This window comes from Planosporangium thailandense (assembly GCF_011947195.1).
Lineage (GTDB): Bacteria > Actinomycetota > Actinomycetes > Mycobacteriales > Micromonosporaceae > Planosporangium > Planosporangium thailandense.
Window position 1 is genome coordinate 97,519 of record NZ_JAATVY010000017.1, and the last position, 20,289, is coordinate 117,807.

Annotated in this window: 18 protein-coding genes and 1 pseudogene; 5 read left to right on the top strand and 14 right to left on the bottom strand. The window is 70.4% G+C overall.

What is annotated here, in order from left to right; all coding sequences use genetic code 11:
• Window positions 1-65: 65 nt before the first annotated feature.
• Together HC031_RS21600 and HC031_RS21605 are read right to left on the bottom strand one after the other, a co-directional pair.
• Window positions 66-1,868: a thiamine pyrophosphate-requiring protein gene (locus HC031_RS21600; protein ID WP_167927200.1), complete on the bottom strand. Its 1,803-nt coding sequence runs from the start codon at window positions 1,866-1,868 to the stop codon at window positions 66-68.
• Window positions 1,869-1,886: 18 nt separating this feature from the next.
• Entirely contained in the window at window positions 1,887-3,008 is a 1,122-nt protein-coding gene (locus HC031_RS21605; protein WP_167927201.1) for an enolase C-terminal domain-like protein, read from the bottom strand.
• Between the two features lie 238 nt (window positions 3,009-3,246).
• Here HC031_RS21605 and HC031_RS21610 point away from each other — a divergent pair, with 238 nt between their 5' ends.
• Both HC031_RS21610 and HC031_RS21615 read left to right on the top strand, forming a co-directional pair.
• A complete protein-coding gene (locus HC031_RS21610) occupies window positions 3,247-4,278 on the top strand; it encodes an SDR family oxidoreductase (protein WP_167927202.1) in 1,032 nt (343 codons plus the stop codon).
• Entirely contained in the window at window positions 4,275-4,646 is a 372-nt protein-coding gene (locus tag HC031_RS21615) for a hypothetical protein (protein ID WP_167927203.1), read from the top strand. Before HC031_RS21610 ends, HC031_RS21615 begins: the two co-directional genes overlap by 4 nt.
• A gap of 8 nt (window positions 4,647-4,654) precedes the next feature.
• Here HC031_RS21615 and HC031_RS21620 read toward each other — a convergent pair.
• The 3 genes and pseudogenes from HC031_RS21620 to HC031_RS21630 all read right to left on the bottom strand — a co-directional run.
• Window positions 4,655-4,882, bottom strand: a pseudogene (locus tag HC031_RS21620) (glycoside hydrolase family 15 protein); the annotation flags it as partial.
• 230 nt (window positions 4,883-5,112) lie between these two features.
• Complete coding sequence (locus HC031_RS21625) at window positions 5,113-6,261, bottom strand: alcohol dehydrogenase catalytic domain-containing protein (RefSeq protein ID WP_167927204.1); 1,149 nt, start codon at window positions 6,259-6,261, stop codon at window positions 5,113-5,115.
• Window positions 6,262-6,536: 275 nt separating this feature from the next.
• The gene (locus HC031_RS21630) at window positions 6,537-7,154 is read right to left on the bottom strand and encodes a hypothetical protein (protein WP_167927205.1); all 618 of its coding nucleotides are present in this window, start codon (window positions 7,152-7,154) and stop codon (window positions 6,537-6,539) included.
• 595 nt (window positions 7,155-7,749) lie between these two features.
• Between HC031_RS21630 and HC031_RS21635 the strand changes: the two genes are divergently transcribed.
• Window positions 7,750-9,057 (top strand): hypothetical protein, encoded by a 1,308-nt coding sequence (locus HC031_RS21635; protein WP_167927206.1) that lies wholly within the window; start codon window positions 7,750-7,752, stop codon window positions 9,055-9,057.
• A 336-nt stretch (window positions 9,058-9,393) separates the two neighbouring features.
• Here HC031_RS21635 and HC031_RS21640 read toward each other — a convergent pair whose 3' ends face one another.
• From HC031_RS21640 to HC031_RS21650, 3 genes are all read right to left on the bottom strand, one after another.
• Complete coding sequence (locus tag HC031_RS21640; RefSeq protein WP_167927207.1) at window positions 9,394-9,579, bottom strand: hypothetical protein; 186 nt, start codon at window positions 9,577-9,579, stop codon at window positions 9,394-9,396.
• 120 nt (window positions 9,580-9,699) lie between these two features.
• Window positions 9,700-10,056 carry a hypothetical protein gene (locus HC031_RS21645; protein ID WP_167927208.1) on the bottom strand — a complete coding sequence of 119 codons (357 nt, stop codon included), beginning with the start codon at window positions 10,054-10,056 and terminating at the stop codon, window positions 9,700-9,702.
• Between the two features lie 121 nt (window positions 10,057-10,177).
• A complete protein-coding gene (locus HC031_RS21650; RefSeq protein WP_167927209.1) occupies window positions 10,178-10,690 on the bottom strand; it encodes a DUF421 domain-containing protein in 513 nt (170 codons plus the stop codon).
• 289 nt (window positions 10,691-10,979) lie between these two features.
• Between HC031_RS21650 and HC031_RS21655 the strand changes: the two genes are divergently transcribed.
• Complete coding sequence (locus HC031_RS21655; protein ID WP_167927210.1) at window positions 10,980-11,882, top strand: manganese catalase family protein; 903 nt, start codon at window positions 10,980-10,982, stop codon at window positions 11,880-11,882.
• A gap of 111 nt (window positions 11,883-11,993) precedes the next feature.
• On the opposite strand, the gene HC031_RS21660 is transcribed toward HC031_RS21655, so the two are convergent.
• Window positions 11,994-13,325: an MFS transporter gene (locus HC031_RS21660; protein WP_167927211.1), complete on the bottom strand. Its 1,332-nt coding sequence runs from the start codon at window positions 13,323-13,325 to the stop codon at window positions 11,994-11,996.
• Window positions 13,326-13,413: 88 nt separating this feature from the next.
• Between HC031_RS21660 and HC031_RS21665 the strand changes: the two genes are divergently transcribed.
• Window positions 13,414-14,295 (top strand): winged helix-turn-helix transcriptional regulator, encoded by an 882-nt coding sequence (locus tag HC031_RS21665; protein WP_167927212.1) that lies wholly within the window; start codon window positions 13,414-13,416, stop codon window positions 14,293-14,295.
• Between the two features lie 61 nt (window positions 14,296-14,356).
• Here HC031_RS21665 and HC031_RS21670 read toward each other — a convergent pair whose 3' ends face one another.
• The 5 genes from HC031_RS21670 to HC031_RS21690 form a co-directional block, all read right to left on the bottom strand.
• Complete coding sequence (locus HC031_RS21670; RefSeq protein ID WP_167927213.1) at window positions 14,357-16,465, bottom strand: MMPL family transporter; 2,109 nt, start codon at window positions 16,463-16,465, stop codon at window positions 14,357-14,359.
• Window positions 16,466-16,598: 133 nt separating this feature from the next.
• The gene (locus HC031_RS21675; RefSeq protein ID WP_167927214.1) at window positions 16,599-16,787 is read right to left on the bottom strand and encodes a hypothetical protein; all 189 of its coding nucleotides are present in this window, start codon (window positions 16,785-16,787) and stop codon (window positions 16,599-16,601) included.
• Window positions 16,788-16,792: 5 nt separating this feature from the next.
• Entirely contained in the window at window positions 16,793-17,668 is an 876-nt protein-coding gene (locus HC031_RS21680) for a carbohydrate ABC transporter permease (RefSeq protein WP_167927215.1), read from the bottom strand.
• Between the two features lies 1 nt (window position 17,669).
• Window positions 17,670-18,713 carry a carbohydrate ABC transporter permease gene (locus HC031_RS21685; RefSeq protein WP_167927216.1) on the bottom strand — a complete coding sequence of 348 codons (1,044 nt, stop codon included), beginning with the start codon at window positions 18,711-18,713 and terminating at the stop codon, window positions 17,670-17,672.
• A gap of 92 nt (window positions 18,714-18,805) precedes the next feature.
• The gene (locus tag HC031_RS21690; protein ID WP_167927217.1) at window positions 18,806-20,074 is read right to left on the bottom strand and encodes an ABC transporter substrate-binding protein; all 1,269 of its coding nucleotides are present in this window, start codon (window positions 20,072-20,074) and stop codon (window positions 18,806-18,808) included.
• Window positions 20,075-20,289: the final 215 nt, after the last annotated feature.

The window sequence follows — 20,289 nt, forward strand, 5'->3', positions numbered from 1 at the left end:
GCACGTCCGTGCGCGTCAGCGTCACCATCGTGTCCCCCTCGCTCGGCGCCTTCGCGCGCCGTGCGTCACCGCCGGCCGCGGCCGGGCAGCGCCTCGTAGAACTCGGTGAGCTTCTGCCGGGTCCCGCGCACCGCGATGCCGGCCAGCTGCGGATCCTGCAACAGCGCCTTGGTGGTCTTCTTCGCCTGGTCGTACATGGTGTGCGGCGGGATCGGCGGAATCTCACTGTCCACCTTGAACTCCAGTACGACCGGACCGGGGCCGTTCAGCGCCTCGTCCCAGGACTGCCCGACCTTGCCCGGCTCGTCGCAGTAGATACCGCGCAGGCCCAGCAGTTCGGCGTAGCGGGCGTACGGCACGTCCGGGATGTACTGCGAGTGCGGGAACCTGGGGTCGCCGGCCTCCGCCCGCTGCTCCCAGGTGACCTGGTTGAGGTCCTGGTTGTTGAAGACGCAGAACACCAGCGGCGGCGAGCCGCCGAGCCGGTCGATGTACCGCTTGCACGTGATCATTTCGTTCATGCCGTTCATCTGGAACGCGCCGTCCCCGACGAACGCGATCACCGGCCGGTCCGGGTAGGCGAACTTGGCGGCGATGGCGTACGGCGTGCCGGGACCCATCGTGGCGAGGGTGCCGGACAGCGACGCCTGCATCCCCTCACGCAGCGCGATGTGGCGGGCCCACCAGTTCGTCGACGAGCCGGAGTCGGCGGTGAGGATGCAGCCGTCGGGCAGCCGCGGCGTCAGTTCGTGCGCGACCGCCTGCGGGTTGATCTGGCCGTCGAAGTGCTGGCTGGCCCGGTCGGCGAGGATCCGGTCCCACTCCCGGACGTCCTTTTCGATCTTCTCCCGCCAGCTGCGGTCGGACTTGCGCTTCAACATCGGAATCAGCGCCCGCAGCGTCTCCTTCGAGTCCCCGATCAGATTGGCCTGGATCGGATAGCGCATCCCGATCAACCGGCCGTCGATGTTGATCTCGACGCCCTTGGCCTGCCCCTCCGGGGGCAGCCACTCCCCGTACGGGAAGCTCGTGCCGATCATGAAAAGGACGTCGCAGTTCATCACCATCTCGTCGCTGGCCTTGGAGCCCAGCAGCCCGATCGGCCCGGTCACGAACGGCAGGGTGTCGGGCAGCGCGTCGCGCCCCAGCAGCGCCTTGGCCACGCCCGCGCCGAGCAGCTCCGCGGCCTCCACGACCTCGGCGCCGGCACGCGCCGCACCCTGGCCGATCAGCATGGCGACCCGCTGCCCCTCGTTGAGGATGCCGGCGGCCTTGCGCAGTTCGTCCTCGTTGGGCAGGATCCGGGGCTTGCTCCAGCCCACGCTGCTGAAGACCGCGCCGTGCTCCTTGGGCGGCGTCGGCTCCGCCGGCGACTCCTGCACGTCCTCGGGGATGACGACGGTCGCCACGCCGCGCTCGGTCAGCGCCATCTTGAACGCCCGGTCGATCACGCTGCGCGCCTGCGCCGGCATCATGACGGTCTGCACGTACGTCGAGACGTCGGCGAACAGCACCTCCAGCGCGACCTCCTGCTGGTAGTGCACGCCGAGCGACATCCGCTTCTGCTGTCCGACGATCGCGACCACCGGCTGGTGGTCCAGCTTCGCGTCGTACAGGCCGTTGAGCAGATGGATCGCGCCCGGGCCGGAGGTGGCCATGCAGCAGCCCACCTGCCCGGTGAACTTGGCGTGCGCGCAGGCCATGAAGGCGCCCATCTCCTCGTGGCGGGGCTGGATGAACTCCGGGTTGTTGCCGGCCCGCTCGAACGCGCCCAGCAGGCCGTTGATGCCGTCACCCGGGTAGGCGAACACCCGGTGCACGCCCCACTCCCGCAGACGGCTGAGGACGAAATCGGATACCTTCTGCATCGGACTCTCCATCCGTTGTCAGGGGCGTCGCCCGTACACGCGGTACCGCTCGGCATCGGCCCACCGCACCGCCAGCCCCAGCCCCGGCCGCTGCGGGTCCGGCCACAGCGCACCGTCGCGCGGCGTCAGCGCGCCGTCGAAGACCAGGTGCTCGATTCGTACGTGGTCGTGGAAGTACTCGAGGTGGCGCCGGCGCGCCACTGCGCAGAACGCGTGGGCGGAGATGGCCGGAGCGCAGTGCGCCGACAGGTCGACGCTGTGCCCGGCCGCGAGCCCGCCGACCTGCAGCACCCCGGTGATCCCGCAGCAGCGCGTGACATCGGCCTGCAGGCAGTCCACCGCCTGCGGCGCGAGCAGGTTGGTGAAGTCGCGCAGCACGAACCCGTACTCGCCGGCGGCGATGTCCAATCCGGGTGGCCCCTGCTCGCGCACCATCCGCAGTCCCGTGAAGTCGGCCGAGCTGACCGGTTCCTCCAGCCAGGACACTCCCCACTCGTCGTGTAACCGGTGCGCCCAGGCCAGCGCGTGCTTCCCGGTCAGACCGCCGTTGGCGTCGGTGAACAGGGCCGGTTCCGGTCCGATCGCGTCGCGGACCGCCGTCAGCCGCCGCGGGTCCTGGTCCGGGTTCCGGGAGGTCTTCAGCTTCACCCGACCGATCCCCTGCTCGACCCAGTCGGACAGCTGTCCGGCCAACCGATCCAGCGGGTAGTTGGTGAACCCGCCGCTACCGTAGACGGGCACGTGGTCGTGGACCGACGGCAGCGCGCGGAACAACGCCAGCCCCTCCAGCCGTGCCCGCAGATCCCACAGCGCCACGTCGACGGCCGACACGGCCATCGCGCCGACCCCCGGGCGCCCGGAGTTGCGGATCGCCGCGCCCATCGCTTCCGTGGCGGCGGGCGGCGCCAGCGCGTCCGCGCCGCTGACCGTCGACGCCAGTTTGGACTCGATGAACGTGGCGACGGAGACGTCGCCGTAGGTGTAGCCGAGCCCGCTGGCGCCATCCGCGTGCGCCTGCGCCAGGACCATCGTCGTGGCTTCCCACTGCGCCGTGGCGTCCTGCGCGACGCCGCTGGGGCCGTCGGTCGGGATGGTGAACGCGTGCACGTCCAGCTTCTCGACAACTGGTCGGTCACCCATCGGTCACCGCCTCGCGGTGCGCGTACAGATCTCGCCACCGCGTCTTCCACGGACACCGGCCGCGGTGGCCGCACGTCACGCTCCCGGTGCGCTTACCCGGCCCCGGACCGGCGAAACTCCCGCGACGGCCGTCGCACCGCGCCGATCCCGGATGGAGCGCGCGTTTCCGCCGCCTGTCACCGGGCAGACCGCGATCGACACGGCAACCACCCGCAGCGACCGGCAGGAAGGGGACCTCATGGCAACCGCAGAAGGGCGAAGGGTCGTCGTGGTCACCGGTGGCAGCGCCGGAGCGGGCCGGGCCTGCGTGCGCGAGTTCGCCACGCGCGGCGACGCGGTCGCGATCCTCGCGCGCGGGGGCACCGGACTACAGGCGGCGGCCAGCGACGTCCGGGAGGCCGGCGGTCAGCCGTTCACGAGGGAGGTCGACGTCGCCGACCACGAGGAGCTCGAGTCGGCCGCCGACGAGGTCGAGCGCGAACTCGGCCCGATCGACGTATGGGTCAACGCCGCCTTCGCCACCGTGTTCGCGCCGTTCACGGAGATCAAGCCCGAGGAGTACCGGCGCGGCACCGATGTGGTGTACCTCGGCTACGTCAACGGCACCCGGGCCGCGCTGCGCCGGAGGCTGCCCCGCGACCGCGGCGCGGTGGTCCAGGTCGGCTCGGCCATCGCGTACCGGGGCATCCCGCTGCAGACCATCTACAGCGGCGCCAAGCACGCCATCCAGGGCTTCAACGAAGCGCTCCGCTGCGAACTGATGCACCAGGGCAGCAACGTGCACGTGACCATGCTCCAGATGCCGGCGCTGAACACCCCGCAGTTCGACTGGGCGCTGTCCCGGCTGCCCCGCCACCCCCAGCCGGTGCCGCCGATCTACCAGCCGGAGGTCGCCGCGCGGGCGGTGGTCTACGCGGCCGACCACCCGAAGCGCCGTGAGTACTGGGTGGGCGGTTCGACCGTCGCCACACTGATCGCCAACAAGTTCGCCGCCGGCCTGCTCGACCGGTATCTGGCCCGCAAGGGCTACCAGTCGCAGATGACCAGCGAGCCGGCCACCGACCACCCGGTCAACCTGTGGAACCCGGTCGACGACGGAAGCGGCCGGGATTTCGGCGCGCACGGATCGTTCGACAGCAAGGCGTACGGCCACAGCCGGCAGCTGTGGGCCTCCCACCACCACGGGCTGCTCGCTGCGGCCGGCGCGGGGCTCGCGGCCGGCGCGGGGCTCGCCGCGACGGCCGGGGTGATCTGGTCACAGCGGCGTTGACCGGTCCTGACGTGGCGCGCCGCCGACGTGTCGCCGCAGCGCGGGCCGCCTGGGGCGCGGCACTGGCCACGGCCCCGGCACCCGTGCTACGCGCGCTCGGCGACCGGCCGGACGCCACCGCCCGTCGCATCACCCGGCTGCTCGGCGCCCGGCATCTCGCCCAGGCGGCGCTCACGTGGCTGCGTCCCACCGACCGGATGCTCGCCCTCGGCGCGGCGGTCGACGCGGTGCACGCGGCGACGGCACTCGCCCTGGCCGCCGCCGACGGCCGCTGGCGGCGGGCGGCGCGAACCGACGCCACGGCCGCGACGACCTGGGCGGTGCTCGGTCTACGGGAGCGGAACCGGACCCGCGGCACCCGGCACTGACCCGCTCCTCAGCCGGCCAGGGCCGCGCCGGCCTGCATGAACAGCGCGTGGACGAACGCCTGCGGCAGGTTCCCGCGCAGTTGGCGCTGCCGCACGTCGTACTCCTCGGCGTACAGCCCGGGCGGGCCACACGCGGCGCGATTGCGTTCGAACCAGACCCGCGCGCTGACCAGATCGCCCATCTGATGCGCCGACAACGCGGCGAGCAGCCCGCACAGCAGGAACGCCCCCTCCGACGGCCAGCCGTGACAGCAGCCCGCCAGGCCGGCCCGACCGGTCTCACCCGTGTCACCTGGGGGTAGCCGTACGCAGGACACGTACGGAGGAGAACACCGTGGGGGCGCTGGATCTCGTGCTGATTCTGGGCGCGGCCGTGCTGCTGTCCGGCGCCGGCTGTCGCGTCACGAACTGCCCGACTGACAGCCCCGTCGGGCGGGTGCGGGCCGCTGGTCGGTCGCGGGTTCGGTCAGGCGGCGTCTCCCGACCTCAGCAGGACCTTGGTCCAGCCGTCGTCGCGCTGGTCGAAGTGCCGGTACCCGTCCCCCGCCTCGGTCAGCGGCAGCTCGTGGGAGACGATGAACGACGGCGTGGCCCGCCCGGTGATGATGAGGTCGCGCAGTTGGCGGTTGTAGCGCGCCACCGGGCACTGGCCGGTGCCCATCCGCTGACCCTTGGTGAAGAAGGTGCCGTACTCGAAGCCGACCCGGCCCTGCTTGGCCTCCTCGGTGGCCGCGCCCGGGTCCTGCGGCATGTAGACGCCGACCACGCCGATCCCGCCGGTGGAGCGTACGACCTTGACGAGGTTGTCGAGGACCAGCTCGGGATGCTCCTGGCCGGACGGGTCGTGGGCCTGGTACCCGACCGCCTCCACGCCGCAGTCCGTGCCGCGCCCGTCCGTCGCGTCGAGGATCTGCTCGACCGGGTCGCCCTGGCTGAAGTCGATCGCGGTGGCGCCGATCTTGCCGGCCAGGCGGAGCCGGTCGGGCTCCTTGTCGACCACGAACACCTCGGAAGCGCCGCGGATCATGGCACTGTGCGCGGCCATCAGGCCGACCGGGCCGGCGCCGAAGATCGCGACGCGATCGCCGGGCTGCATGCCGGCCAGCTCGGTGCCGTGCCAGCCGGTCGGGAAGATGTCCGACAGCATGGTGAAGTCGTTCTCGTGCTCGGTGCCCGGCGGTAGCTCCAGCAGGTTCACGTCCGCGAAGGGCACCCGCAGATACTCGGCCTGGCCGCCGGCGTACGGCCCCATGTTGGCGTAGCCGTACGCGGCTCCGTCCACCCCCGGCGTCGGGTTGGTGCGCAGGCAGAAGCTGGTCCACCCGTGCACGCAGTTGCGGCAGGTGCCACAGGCGATGTTGAACGGCACCGAGACCCGGTCGCCGACCTTGATCCGGGTGACCGCGTCGCCGACCGCCTCGACGATGCCCATGTTCTCGTGCCCGAGGATCTTGCCCTGCTCCACGGAGGTGCGGCCCTCGTACATGTGCAGGTCCGATCCGCAGATGTTCGTGGTGGTGATCCGGACGATGGCGTCCGTGGGCTCCTGGATCGTCGGGTCCGGCACCTCCTCCACGCTGACCTGGCGCGGGCCCTGGTACACGACGGCTTTCACGTTTGTCTCCTCTGGTCTCGCAGTGGCCGCGCCAGGGGGCGCGGCCCGATCCGGCCTCGCGTGCGTTCGCATGACGCTCTCGTACGCCCCCACCGCGAGCGCGTTCGCGATCCGCCTCGCGATCCCTTCATGTCCGACCGGTCATTAGTGGTCGATTGCCCCGAAACGGGACTGACAAACTCACCGGGTGCCATGAATCGATGCGACGGACGTGACCGACCACACCAGACGCCGGGTGCGACGCCCGCAGGTCCGGTAGCCACCTCCCCGTACGGCTACGCGGGTACGCGCAGACGCACGGACAGCCGGCCGACAGGCGAGGACCGGTCACAGCCGGGGCCGAACCCCCGGTTCGGCGGCGAGTTCGGAGACCGGGATGTCCCCCTCGCCGCGGACCGCCCGCTCCGTGGAGGGGGTACGGCCCACCGGCAGGACCGTCCGACGGCGCTGCCCCTCCAGCTCGAGCGCGAACGCCGCATACAGCGCGACAACGGCCAGCAGCAGCCCCACCGAGCCGGCACCAGCAGCGCCACGCCGGCGCACACCAGCAGCACACCCAACCCGGGGCTGTGAGCCCCCGGCGGAGACAGCAGCGTCGTCACCCCGATCACCGCCCACGTACCGCTCAGGACCGCCACGCCGGTCCCGGCAACCGGGTCCCGAGCCAGGAATCCCAGCACCGCTGACAGCAGTTGCAGCGGCGCGGTGAGTACCACCGCGACCAGCGCCGCCACCTTGTTCTGGGCGGCCGGGACCCAGCCGAGCTCCACCACCGCGAAGGTGGTCGTCGACAACATCAGGGCCAGGAAACCCAGCGGCAACGGCGTGGCCAGCGGCCGCAGGAACACCCGGGTCGCCGAAGCGACCAGCTCCTCCCGTGTTGGCAGTAACACCCCCGAAAGCGGCTGTCCCCACGACGACCGCTGCTCCTCCACGTCAGTGCGCAGCGGCCCGGACGCTCCACCACAGGCTGCCACGATGCTGGCCGGTGCGCTGTGTGCTGTGTGCGCGGAAGTGCCGGCGCTGCCATTACGGGTGGTCGCTACGGTGGCCGCCCCGACCGCGTGCGGCCGGATCCCCCACGCCACCGGGTCAGCTCGGCTGCCGGGACGGGACCTTCGGCCCTAACCAGCGTCCGATGAGCCAACAAGGGTGGAACGATAACCGAAGAGATCACGACGTACCGCGACGACGGCACGTCGGTGGTCGCCTACCAGGACGCTTGCGATACCCGGCACGTAGCGGCGGTCCTCGGACCGGTGGGCGTCGGTTTCAAGCTCCCCGTTCGACCGGCTTGTTCACCCACTCGGTGGCTGGTGTCGCAGTCCTGGCAGCTAGCGTCGAAAGCACAGGACAATGAAAATTCAACCATCGTCGTCGCGACATCCGACACGGTCGCCGACCACCAACCCGCAACAACCGCCCGCGCCACGCGGCTGCTCGCGCTCGCGCAAGTTCCGGGCGGCGGTGGCGGGAACGGTCACCGCGATGGCCGTCGCGCTCGCCGCGTCCGGGCCGCCGTGGCACGGACACCCGATGTCCGCGGCGGCGGCACGGCCGGCCTTGTCCGGCGCGTTCCGCCCGGCGTCCGTCGTGACCGTCCCCGAGCAGCCTGCTCAAGGTGCCGCGCCCGGCATCTACACCATCAACAACGAGATCTTTCGCAGCGACGTCTGGATCGTGACGCTGTACCAGATCTGGGTCGTGTCCGCCGACAGGTTCGTCGTCTTCGTCGTCATTACGAACCGGACCGGCGTTCCCCAGACATTCAGCTGCACCGGCGTCGACTACCTCAGACTGCTGAGTGGACAGACCATCTACCCGACCGAGACGTACTGCTCGACGTTCCCCGGCAGGCAGGTCGTCATTCCGGCGTACGGGTACTTCCGCGATTTCGCGGTGTACCCAATCTCCCCACCGCCGAGCGGGCAGTTCGGATTCGTCTGGCAACAGGGAACGTCCACTTCGGTCAACGCACCGAGCGTCAACATCAACAACGCGCCGGTCCAGAACATCACCGTGCAGCAACAGCAGCTCATTCAGAAGAACATCACCGTATGGGTGCAACAGCCGAAACCGCCCGCGCCACAGCAACAGAAGCACCAGCACAAGCACGACCTGGACCCGGTGCAGGGGATACAGCACAACCTTCCACCGGCAGCGCAGGGGACGCCGAATGTTTCGAAGCAGCCGTCCGCTGGCCCGTCCGGGAGCGTCAGCCCAGGCGCACCCACGACCCCCGGGTCTCCGAGCGTGCCGAGTACGCCCAGTACACCGAGCACGCCAAGCACGCCGGGCACAACCGGCACGCCCGGCACGCCCGGCACGCCCGGCACACCTGGCACGCCAGGCACACCGGCCCAGACACCACCCGCCATGCCCACCGGCCCCGGCCAGCCACCGCCCGGCATGCCCACCGGTCCCGGCCAACCACAGCCTGGCCAACCCGGCATGCCCGGCCAACCCGGCGGACCCGGCGGACCCGGCCAGCCACCACCCGGCATGCCCACCGGCCCCGGCCAACCACAGCCTGGCCAACCCGGCATGCCCGGCCAACCCGGCGGACCCGGCCAACCGCAACCTGGCCAACCCGGCGGCCCAGCCCAACCGCCACCCGGCGGACCGGCGCAGCCGCAGAACCCGGGCGGCCAGCCACCGAACCCCGGAGGCCAGCCACCGCAGCAGGGCGGCGGCCAACCGCAACAGGGCGGCGGCCAACCGCAACAGGGTGGACAACCGCAACAGGGTGGACAACCGCCTCAACAGCAGAACCAGGGCGGGCAGCCGCACCGGTAGACGGTGTTGCCGGTCAGTCGACCGAACGACCCGCGAGCCACGCGGCGACACACGTCGCCAGCATGATGCCGGCGAAAGGCAGGTACTCGACGATCTTCTTGCTCACAGCCGGCTCCGTTCGCGCTGCGGCTCGACGGTGTACCTCGGGTCCCGCGACGCGACTTTGCCCGCATGGCAGATTCCGAAGCTGGGTGGAGGCGGAGCCGGCGAGCAGCGCGACCCAACCGCCGGAACGATCCGGTGAGCGCGGCTTCCCGCCGGGTCAGCCACGAAACTCCGCGTGGCGGCGGCCCTCGCCGCGACCGACCGCGTCAGTCCTCGTCACGGTTGGCCGCGTCAGTCCTCGTCGCGGTTGGCCGCGCGCCGACCGATGATGTAGGCCGCCAGGAGGCAGATCCCGATGAGGGCCGTCCGCGGGGACATCAACTTGGACTTGGCTTTGGAGAGCCCGGTCTTCGGGTCGGCCGCCACCCCGGCGACCTCACTGACGACGGAGATCAACCGCTGTTTGGTCGCTGGCATGGTTCACCTACCCGGGGCGCCGTCACCGGTGCTCGTCGCAGGGTTGCGGGTCCTCGTCGGCGTACCCCGGTCGCCACCCTCGAAACCACGCAGGCCGCGGGCAGCGGGCCCGAACGGGCGTCACGCTTGTTCCAGCCCCTCGCCGAACTCACGCATGATTTTGTTGCGCCGGTTGGAGATGAGCGCGTGGCCGATCGCGAGCAGCCCCACCACCGGCCACTCGACCGTTCCCAACACCCCCAACACGGCCAGGCCGCCGATGAAGGCCAGCTCGTCCTTGGGCGGTAGCTCGATCTCACCGACCACCGGCAGCCGCACGTGGCTGCTGTTGTGGCGCGCGGCACGCTCCGCGGCCGAACGCGGGTGCCGGCCGTCCCCGGCCGCCTCGTGTTGCCGCTCTCCGCCCGCCTGCGCCGCCCGGTCCTCCTGCGCTGCCGGCTCGCCACGCCCGGTACGCCGCCGTTGTGTCGTCGTCACCCCGTACGCTCCTCGTCGTGTCGCGGTCTGGCGTCGGGCCGGCCGCCGAAGGCCGGACGACCCCTCTGCGAACCGGTGGCGCTACCCGCCGACAGCAGATCCAAACGGCGCCCCGCGGCGATCAGAAGGCCTGCTTCTCCGACGTGGGCCGATGGTGGTTTCCGGTCACCACGCTGAACTGCCCGTCCGGCTCCATGTACACCCGCCGGACCTTGGCCAGGTCCTCGATGCCCTGCTGGCGCAGCTGCGACCAGAGTTCGTCCTCGGTGATGAGCTCGCGGCGCATGTTGCGGCGGACGATCTGCCCGTCCTTCACCAGCGATAGCGGCCGGGACTGGATGACGTTGCGCAGCGGCGGGAACCAGTAGGCCAGCAGGTCGAGCAGGAACGACCAGCCGATGATCGTGGCGACCAGGATCAGGCCATCGGTGACGCTGTTGTACTGGGCGGACATCGCGTTCTGTGCGGCGTCAGCGATCAGCACGATGACGAGCAGGTCGGTGATGCCCGTGGTGCCGCTCTGGCGTTTGAGGACGACCCGCAGCAGGAAGTACAGGGCAAGGTACACGATGCTGCCGCGCAGCATGACCTCGAGCGGCGGGGTCTGCGGTACGAAAATCTTATGCAGGTCCATGGTGCCGGAGAGTTACCCGACCCGTGGTCACCTTATGCGGCGTTCTCCCCCGTTCGAGGCGTCGTCGAGAGGGCTCGCGCGGAGGCCCTCGTACCGAAGGGTCCCCTCCGGCCGCAGGACTGACGATCTCACCCGGGCTGCGCCGGCCCCGACCTGAGATCTTCTAACGTGGACAGACCGCGCGCCGGTGGTCGGCGCCAGTTTCGGCGCCCACGCGGGGGGTAGCGGCACGGCCCGGCCTGACCCGGACCGGACCGCTCCTGATCCATACCCACCGCGAGGAGTCGAGTTGTTCACCCACGTCAAGGATCTCCAGTTCGAAGTCCGCGTCGAAAAGCCCGATCCCCGGTTCGCCACCCTGCTGCAGGAGCAGTTCGGCGGCGCCAACGGCGAGCTCAAGGCCGCGATGCAGTACTTCACGCAGGCCTTCGTGCTGCGTAAGAAGAACCCCGCGCTGTACGACCTGTTCATGGACATCGCGACCGAGGAGCTGACGCACCTCGAGATCGTCGGCACCATGATCACAATGCTGCTCGACGGGCTGAACGACGACCTCAAGCAGGCCAACGAGCTGTGCAACTGGATGCCGCTGGTGACCACCCGGGACGGCCGTGAACAGGTGATCCATCAGGTCGCCGTGAACCCGCTGTTCCTCACCGAAACCGGCGGCTGCGTGGACGTCGTCAACTCGGCCGGCACGCCGTGGATGGGCACCTACGTCAACGCCAACGGCGACCCGACGGTCGACCTCCGCAGCAACCTCGCGGCCGAATCCCGAGCGAAGATCGTTTACGAGTACCTCAAGCAGTTCACCGACGACCCCGGCATCCAGGACACGCTCACGTTCCTGATGACCCGCGAGGTCGCCCACTTCCAGCAGTTCACAGCGGCGCTCAACGAGCTGCCCGAGAACTTCCCACCGGGCCGGCTGCCCGGCGACGACCGGTTCCAGAACGTCGCGTTCAACATGTCCGACGGCCAGTCGTTCCGCGGGCCCTGGAACGAGGGGCAGGGGCCGTGGCCGCAAGGGGTGCAGTGGCGCTACGTCGAGCGGCCGATCGAGCAGTGGCTGCCGTCACCCGAACACGCCAACCGGGGACAGCAGACGGCGCCCGGCGGCAAGCCCGCCGTGCAGGGTACGAAGCCGTTCGTCCACACCGACCACGTCCCTGCCGGTGGCGCCCGCAGGTGAGGTGATGCCGCCTGCGCGGCGGCCGGAGCGCCGGTCGTCGCGCAGCGGTCGCCAGGACAGGCTGCTCCACGCCGGTGCCCCCAACCGCGTCGTGCCGCTCGACGTGCCCGGTCACCTCCGCTTCCCCGGTCCGGCCACCTCACCCGCGCCGCGCGCCGACGCCGTCCGGATCTGTGCCGGCGACGAACTCCGGTCGGCGGGGAAGTCGGTGAGGTCGCGCAGGTGACGGATCGGCGATCCGACGAGCGCGAGCGGCGCGCAGACGGTGACGACGGCGAAGACCACCAGGGTGGTCCGGCTTCCGAGCGCGCCGGCAAGGGCGCCGGCGGTCAAGCCGCCGAACGGGATCGCGCCCCAGGAGACGAACCGGACCGTCGCCATCACCCGCGACAGCAGTTCGGGCGGGCTGGCGAGCTGCCGGTACGTACGGGTCGTGATGCTCAGAATCACGACGCCGCCGGCGAAGACGATGTTGCCGACGGCGAAGGCCACGTAGGCCGGCCAGCCGGTACCCGACGGGATGAGCAGGGCGCCGGCGAAAGCGGCGAAGCCCGCCACGATCAGGGCGCGCGCGGAGCCGAGCCGGCCCGTGATCCGGGTGGTCAGCGCCGCGCCGACGAGCGAGCCGACGCCTTCGGCGGCGAGCAGCACGCCGACCAGGCCGGCCGGGGTGCGCAGGTCGCGGACCAGGTAGAGCGGGTAGAGCGCGAGCTGTGCGCCGCAGACGAAGTTCACCGCCGTCGCGGTCCACATACCCGGCCCCATGAGGGGGTGGCGGGTGACGAACCGCCAGCCCTGCCGGATCATCTCGCCCATCGGTGGCCAGCGGTCGGGCGCCTGGGCGCCGCGCGCGGGCAGGGACCTCAGCAACAGCGCCGAGACGAGGTAGCTGACGGTGTCCACGAGCATCGTGGGCACGGCGCCGAGAATCTGCACGAAGAGCCCGCCGAGTGGTGGGCCGCCGAGCTGGGTGCAGGCGTGGGTGGCCGAGGCAAGACTGTTACGCGCCTCGAGCTGTTCCTTGCCGACGATGGCGGGCAGGAAGGTGGAGTTGGCGACGTCGAAGATCACGTTTGCGAAGCTGACCACGAGCGCGGCGGCGATGAGATGCGCGACCGTCAGGTGGCCCCACCACCAGGTCAGCGGGATCGACCCGAGGGCCGCCGCGCGGGCCAGATCGGCGGCGACCTGCACGCCGCGCAGCGGCAGGCGCTGGACGAGGACGCCCGACGGCAGGCCGATCACGATCCAGGCGGCGTAACTCGCGGCGGCGATCAGCCCCATCTCGAACGCGGTGGCGTGGAGCACGGTCAGCGCGGTCAGCGGCAACGCCACCGCGCTGACCGCCGAGCCCACCCCACTGGTCGCGCCGGCCGACCACCACCGCCAGAAGATTCCCGTGTTTCCTCGCGCGCGGCTATCGGCGCGCTCCGGACCGCCCATGTGGCCCGCTCCTCCCCCGTGGCGGCAGTACGTTCCAAATTGGAACTGACTATAGTCGTAAGGGGGTGGAGGGTGAAGAAGGTTAAACATGAAGCGCGCTGACCTCGTCGATGCCGACTGCGGCATCACACAGGCGCTGGACGTGCTGGGCGACGGGTGGACATTCCTGATCGTGCGCGACATCGCCGGCGGCACCACCCGCTTCGATGCGCTGCAGCGCCAACTCGGTATCAGCCGGCGCGCCCTCACCGAACGTCTGACCCACCTCGTCGAGCACGGCGTGCTCGTGCGCCGGCCGTACTCGCAGCATCCGCCACGGTACGACTATCTGCTCACGCCGAAGGGCGAGGGGCTCCTACCGGTGCTCATCGCCCTACAGGACTGGGGCACCAGACACGTGATGGGCGACGGACACCTGACGGCGACCGCCGACAATGCCTCAGCCGAGACCCGACGCGTGCACCGCCTCGTCGGCCGGCGACTGCCCCGGGTCACGGTGCTGCAGCACGACGGGCAGCCGGCGGCGCTCGACGGTTTCGGGGCCTGGACCGTGCTGTACTGCTTTCCCGGGGCGTACGCGCCAGCCGCCCAGGGCTACCCGCCCGGTTGGAGCGAGATCCCCGGCGCCGCCGGGTGCACGCTGGAGTCGATGACCTACGCCTCCCGCCATGCGGCCTTCCGCGCCCTCGGCGCCCACGTCCGCGGTGTCAGCACACAGCGCCCCGACCAGCTCGCCGCCTTCGTCGCGCACGTCCGGCTACCCTTCCCGCTCCTGTCCGACCAGGACAACAAGCTCGCGGCCGGGCTACGGCTACCGACGTTCCGCGCCGCCGGCGTCGACCGGCTCAAACGCCTGACGCTGCTGGTCGACCCGGACGCCGTCATCCGCGCGGTCCAGTTCCCGGTCACCGACCCCGCCGCCTCCGTCGACGACATGCTCGGACACCTCACCCGCCTGGCGTCCGCCTGAGCCGAACGGGACGGCGCACAGGAGATGTCCCGTGCGCCGTCCGTCGCCACGTCAAGGGCGGTCAGGTCGTCACCGTATCGGCCTCCCGTTCGGCCGGCTCGACGGCCACTGCGCCGCGACGCCGGTACAGCGCGCTCGGCCACCACATGAACCGGCCTGTGTCGATGTTGAGTGCGGTGACCAGCACCGAACGGACCACGATGGTGTCCAGCAGCACGCCGAACGCGACCGCGAAGCCGATCTCGGCGAAGGCGGTCAACGGCAGCGTGGCCAGCACCGCGAACGTGCCCGCGAGTACCGCGCCCGCCGACGTGATCACCCCGCCGGTCGCGGTCAGGCCGATCAGCGCGGCACGGCGGGCGTCACGCCGCAGGGCCTCCTCACGTACCCGGGTCATCAGGAAGATGTTGTAGTCGATCCCGAGCGCCACCAGGAACACGAACACGTACAACGGGAACGACGTGTCCGCGCTCTGCCAGCCGAAGCCGTGCCGGAACACCAGCGCGCTGGCCCCCAGTGCGGCCGCGAACGACAGCACCACGGTGACCACCAGCAGCAGCGGCGCGACGAGGGAGCGCAGGAGCAGCACCAGGATCACCAGCACCACCACGAGCACGAGCGGAATGATCACGTTGCGGTCGTGCGTGGCGGCCCGGCGGACGTCCAGGTTGATCGCGGTGCTGCCGCCCACCTGGGCGTGCGCTCCCGCGACCGCGTGCACCTTCGCGCGGACCCGGTCGACCGTGTCGAACGCGGCCTGGCTGTCCGGCGCGGCGGTGAGCGTGCCCTGCAGGTACACGTGACCGTTCTTCACCACCGGCGGCGTCACGGTCGACGGGTCGATGCCACCGGTGGAGGCGAACGCGGCGCGTACCGCGTCGGCCGCGCCGGCGTCCGCGACGAGCGCGACCGGACTGCCCGCCCCGGCCGGGAAATGCCGCGCCAGGACCTGCTCGCCGACGATCGAGTCGGGATGACCGCGGAACGACTCGGCGTTGGTCAGCCCGTTCGCGTCGAGCTGCGACAGGCCCAGCGCCATCGCGGCCAGCACGAGCGTCGTGGTGATCCAGGTGGAGCGCGGCCGGCGCGCGATGCGGTCGCCGACCTTGGCCCACACGCCCGTGGCGGTCGGCTCGTGCGAGCCCAGCGTCGGGCGGGCCGGCCAGAAGATCCACCGGCCGACCGTCACCAGCAGGGCGGGCAGCAGCGTGAGCATCACGCCGAGTCCGACCAGGATGCCGACCGCGGCGACCGGTCCGAGCCCCTTGGTGGAGTTGGTCTCCGCGACGAGCAGGCACAGCATGCCGATGACGACGGTCGCGGCGCTCGCGATGATCGCCGGGCCGGCCCGGTGCAGGGCCACCGCCATCGCCTCGTGCCGGTCGGCGTGCCTGCGCAGCTCCTCGCGGTACCGGGCGACCAGCAGCAGCGCGTAGTCGGTACCGGCGCCGAAGACGAGCACGGTGAGGATGCCGGCGCTCTGCGCGTTCACGGTCAGCCCGGCGTGCTTGGCCAGCAGGTAGACCACGCCCTCGGCCGTGGTCAGCGCGACGCCCGCGGAGATGACCGGCAGCAGCCACAGCACCGGGCTGCGGTACGTCAGCAGGAGGATCACCACGACCACGGCGACCGTGGCGTACAGCAACGTGCCGTCGATACCCGCGAACGCCTTGCTGGAGTCGGCCGCGTTACCGGCGGGGCCGGTGACGTGCACGGACAGGCCGGGATCGCCGGCGGCGGTCTTCTTGATGGACGCCACCATGTCGCCGGCCTTGGCCCAGCCGTCCTTGCCGAGGTCGAGCGGGATGATCACCTGCACGGCCTTGCCGTCGGCCGACGGCAGCGGCCGGACCGTACCGTCGAGCGATCCCAACCGGCCGAACGACGCGACGTCAGAGGCGATCTTGGTCCGGTCGGCCTCGGTCAGGCCCTGCGGGCGCTCGTACACCACGACGGCCGGGACCGTGTCGGGCGAGGTGAAGCTGGACTGGATGGCCAGCACCTTGGTGGACTCGGCCGCACTGGGCAGCCAGGACTGCGCGTCGTTCTTCTCCACGCCGGTCAACTTGCCGGCCAGTCCGCCGGCGACGCCGAAGACCACCAACCAGAAGACGATGATGACGTACTTCAACCTGCGATGAGCGATGAGGCTGGCAGCCGCCTTCGCCATACTTCCCCCCGAGCGGGTACACGAAATATCAATTAGGGCACCGCCATGGTGACGGCAGTACGCCAATTGAGCATCCGGGATACCTACCCGCCTTCGTGCCCCGACCCCTAGGGGGTTCCCATGATTGGCTGCGTCAGCGGCGACGGACGCGCCAGACCGCCCCCAACGCCAGGACGAAGCCCAGCAGCACCAGGGCCGCCCGCAGCGCGGGCTCGCCCCGTACCTCGAGCACGACCGTGTTGACGAGCGCGACAGCGGTGAAGAACCCGAGGATCCCGACCAGGATGTCGAGGTGGCGACGCACCCGGGTGGACGGAGGCACGCCCGTCAGCCCTTCACGCCACCGGCCGTCAGGCCCGCGACGATCCGCCGTTGCAGCACGAGCACCAGGATGACCAGCGGCACCGTCACGATGGTGCCCGCCGCCATGACCGCCGTGTACGGCTCCTGATGCGGCTGGCTACCGGTGAACTGCGCGATGGCGACGGTGATCGGCTGCGTCTTGTCACTGGACAGCTCACTGGCCAGCAGGAACTCGTTCCACGACGAGATGAACGCCAGGATGGCCGTCGTGAACAGCCCCGGCGCCGCCAGCGGCAGGATGATCCGGCGGAAGGCCTGGCCCGGGCTGCAGCCGTCCACCTTCGCCGCGTCCTCGAGCTCCCACGGCATCTCGGAGAAGAACGCGCTCAGGGTGTAGACCGTCAGCGGCAGCGCGAACGAGATGTCGGGGATGATCAGCGCCTGGTAGCTGCCGATCCAGTGGATGTTCGTGAAGAGCTGGAACAGCGGGGTCAGCAGCGCCACGCCGGGGAACATCGAGGCGCCCAGCACCACGCCCAGCACGATCTCCTTGCCGCGGAAGTTCAACCGCGACAGCGCGTACGCGGCGAACGTGCCGACCAGGACGGCCAGAACCGTCGTGCAGACGCCGATGATGATGCTGTTGACCAGCGCCCGGCCCAGGTGGTTGCCCAGGCTGGTGGAGAACGCCGTCCGGAAGTTCTCCAGCGTGACGTGCGTCGGCCACGGCGTGGTGTCGAACGTGTACCCGACCTGGCGGAAGGCGGTGACGATCATCCAGTAGAAGGGGGCGAGGCAGAACACGACGATCGCGGCGACCTCGAGGTACCCGCGCACCGCCGACCGCGTCAGGACGGGACGGCGCCGGGTCGGGCGCGGCAGTGAAGTGGTCGTGGCCATGTCAGATCGTCCCCTTCTGCTGCCGCTGCTGGGTGCGCACCGCGTTGGCGCCAAGGACCCTCACGAAGAGGAACGCGACGGCGAAGATGAAAAGGAAGGTCAAGGTGGACAGCGCAGCCGCCCGGTTGAAGCCCTGCCGGATCTGGTCGACGACGAGGATCGACAGGGTCGTCGTGGCGTGACCGCCACCGCCGCCGCCACCGGTGAGGATCGCCGGCAGGTCGTAGATGCGCAGGACGTCGAGGGCGCGGAAGAGGACCGCCACCATCAGCGCCGGCCGGATCATCGGCAGCGTGACCCGGACGAAGCGCTGCCACGCGTTCGCACCGTCCACGTGGGCCGCCTCGTAGACCTCGGCCGGAATCACCTGCAGCCCGGCCAGGATCAGCAGGGCCACGAACGGCGTCGTCTTCCACACGTCGGCGATGATCACCGCGAACCGGGCCGCCCACGCGTCTCCGGTCCACAGGATGTGCGTGTGCAGCACCCGGTTGGCCACCCCGTCGTAGGCGAAGATGAAGTACCACAGCTTCGCCGTCACCGCCGTCGGGATCGCCCACGGCACCAGCACGCTGGCGCGCAGCAGCGCCCGGCCGCGGAAGGACCGGTTCATCACGGTCGCCATCCACATGCCGAGCACCACTTCGATGCTCACCGTCACGACGGTGAAGAACACCGTCGTACCGACGGAGTCCCAGAACTGGGCGCCGAGCGTACCGGGCGGGCAGGCCTTCGTCCCGCCGGTGGCGGACGTGCACTGCTGCAGCACCCAGTGGGTGTAGTTGGACAGACCGGCGGAGCCGCCACTGGTGAACAGCCCGGTCGCCGGGTCGAGCCCGGGGTCCTTCTGGAACGACATGACGACCGCCCGGACCACCGGGTAACCGATCACCACCGCCAGCAGCACGATGGTCGGCGCGACCAGGAACGTGGCCAGCCGCCCTTCACCGGAGATGCGCCGCCGGCGACCGGCCGCGCGATCGGGACCGGGCGGGCGGCTTTCCGGCGGAGGCGGTGCGGTCTGCAGGTCGGTGGTGGCGGACATGGGCTCTCCCTGGAGTACCGAACGGGGGTTGGTCGGACGGTCGGGACGGCGCGCCGGGGCCGGACACATCGCCCGGCCCCGGCGCGACCCGGTCAGGAGCCGGCGGACTGGATCGCCGCCTGCATGTCCTTCAGCGCCTGGTCAACCGACTTGTCGCCCTTGATCGCGGCGTACGAGTTCTCCTCGATCGCCTTGGTCACGGCCGGGTAGAACGGCGTGACCGGCCGCGGCACCGCGTTCTCGATGGACGTCTTGAGCGTCGGCAGGTACGGCAGCTTCGACACCAGCGCCTGGTCGTCGTACAGGCTCGCGATGACCGGAGCGAGCGACGCCTTCTCGACGAAGGTGCGCTGGGTCTCCTCGCTCTCCAGGAACTTCACGAAGTCCAGCGCGGTCGCCTTGTGCGCCGAGTACGCGCTGATGGCCGCGTTGTGGCCGCCGAGGGTGGAGGCACCGGGACCGGTCAGGCCCGGCAGCGGCGCGACGCCGAACTTGTCCTTGACGACCGAGCTTCCGTCGGTGGAGGCGAGGCTGTACATGTACGGCCAGTTGCGCAGGAACAGCAGCTTGCCGGCCTCGAAGGACTGGCGGCCCTGCTCCTCCTGGTAGGTGATCGCCTGCTGCGGGATGTTGCCGTTCTTGTACGCGTCGACCAGCAGCCCAAGGCCCTTGCGGGCGGCGTCGGTGTCGAGGTCGGGCGTCTTCCCGTCGGACTTGACGACCTGGCCGCCGGCGGTGTTGATCGCCTCTGACGCGTTCACCGTCAGGCCCTCGTACTTGGCGAACTGCCCGGCGTAGCAGTCCATGCCGTGGGACTTGGCGATCGAGCAGGCCGACATCATCTCGTCCCACGTCTTGGGCGGGTTGGGCACGAGGTCCTTGCGGTAGTACAGCAGGCCGCCGTCACTGGCCTGCGGCGCGGCGTACAGCGTGCCGTTGTACGTGCCGGTCTTGACCGTGGCGGGCAGCAGCTTGGAGGTGTCGATGGCGAACTTGTCCTTGAGCGGCTGCAGCCAGCCCTTCGCGGCGAACTCGGCGGTCCACACCACGTCGACGTCGACGACGTCGTAGTTGGGGTCCTTGGCCTGGAAGTGCTGGACCAGGTCGTCGTGCTGCTGGTCGGCCTGGTCGGACTGCTCCTTGAAGGTGACCTTCTCGTTCGGGTGGGCCGCGTTCCACTGGTCGATGAGCGGCCGGATGACGTTGTTGTTGTCCTTGCCCTGGACGTAGGTGATCGGCCCGCGGGCGCCGGCGCTCTGGTCGGAGGCGTTGCCGCCGCCGCTGGAGCCGCCCGAGCCGCCGGAGCAGGCGGCGGCGAGCAGGAGCATGCCGGCGGCCAGTGACGCCCCGGCAACTCTCATAGCTGTCCCTTTGCTGGTCAAAATGTCTCCTTCGCTTGCCATGCGGTACGGCTGCGACCGGCACAGTGGACGAACGACGCTCTACGGTGGGCGCCGCGCCGGGGGGTCGGGCCGGCCTCGCTCCATTTTTCAGACGCGTTTCGTAAATAGGTTTGGCGAAATATAGGAGCGCGCGAAAGGGCCCGTCAATAGGAGGCAAGATAACGATCGAGTCG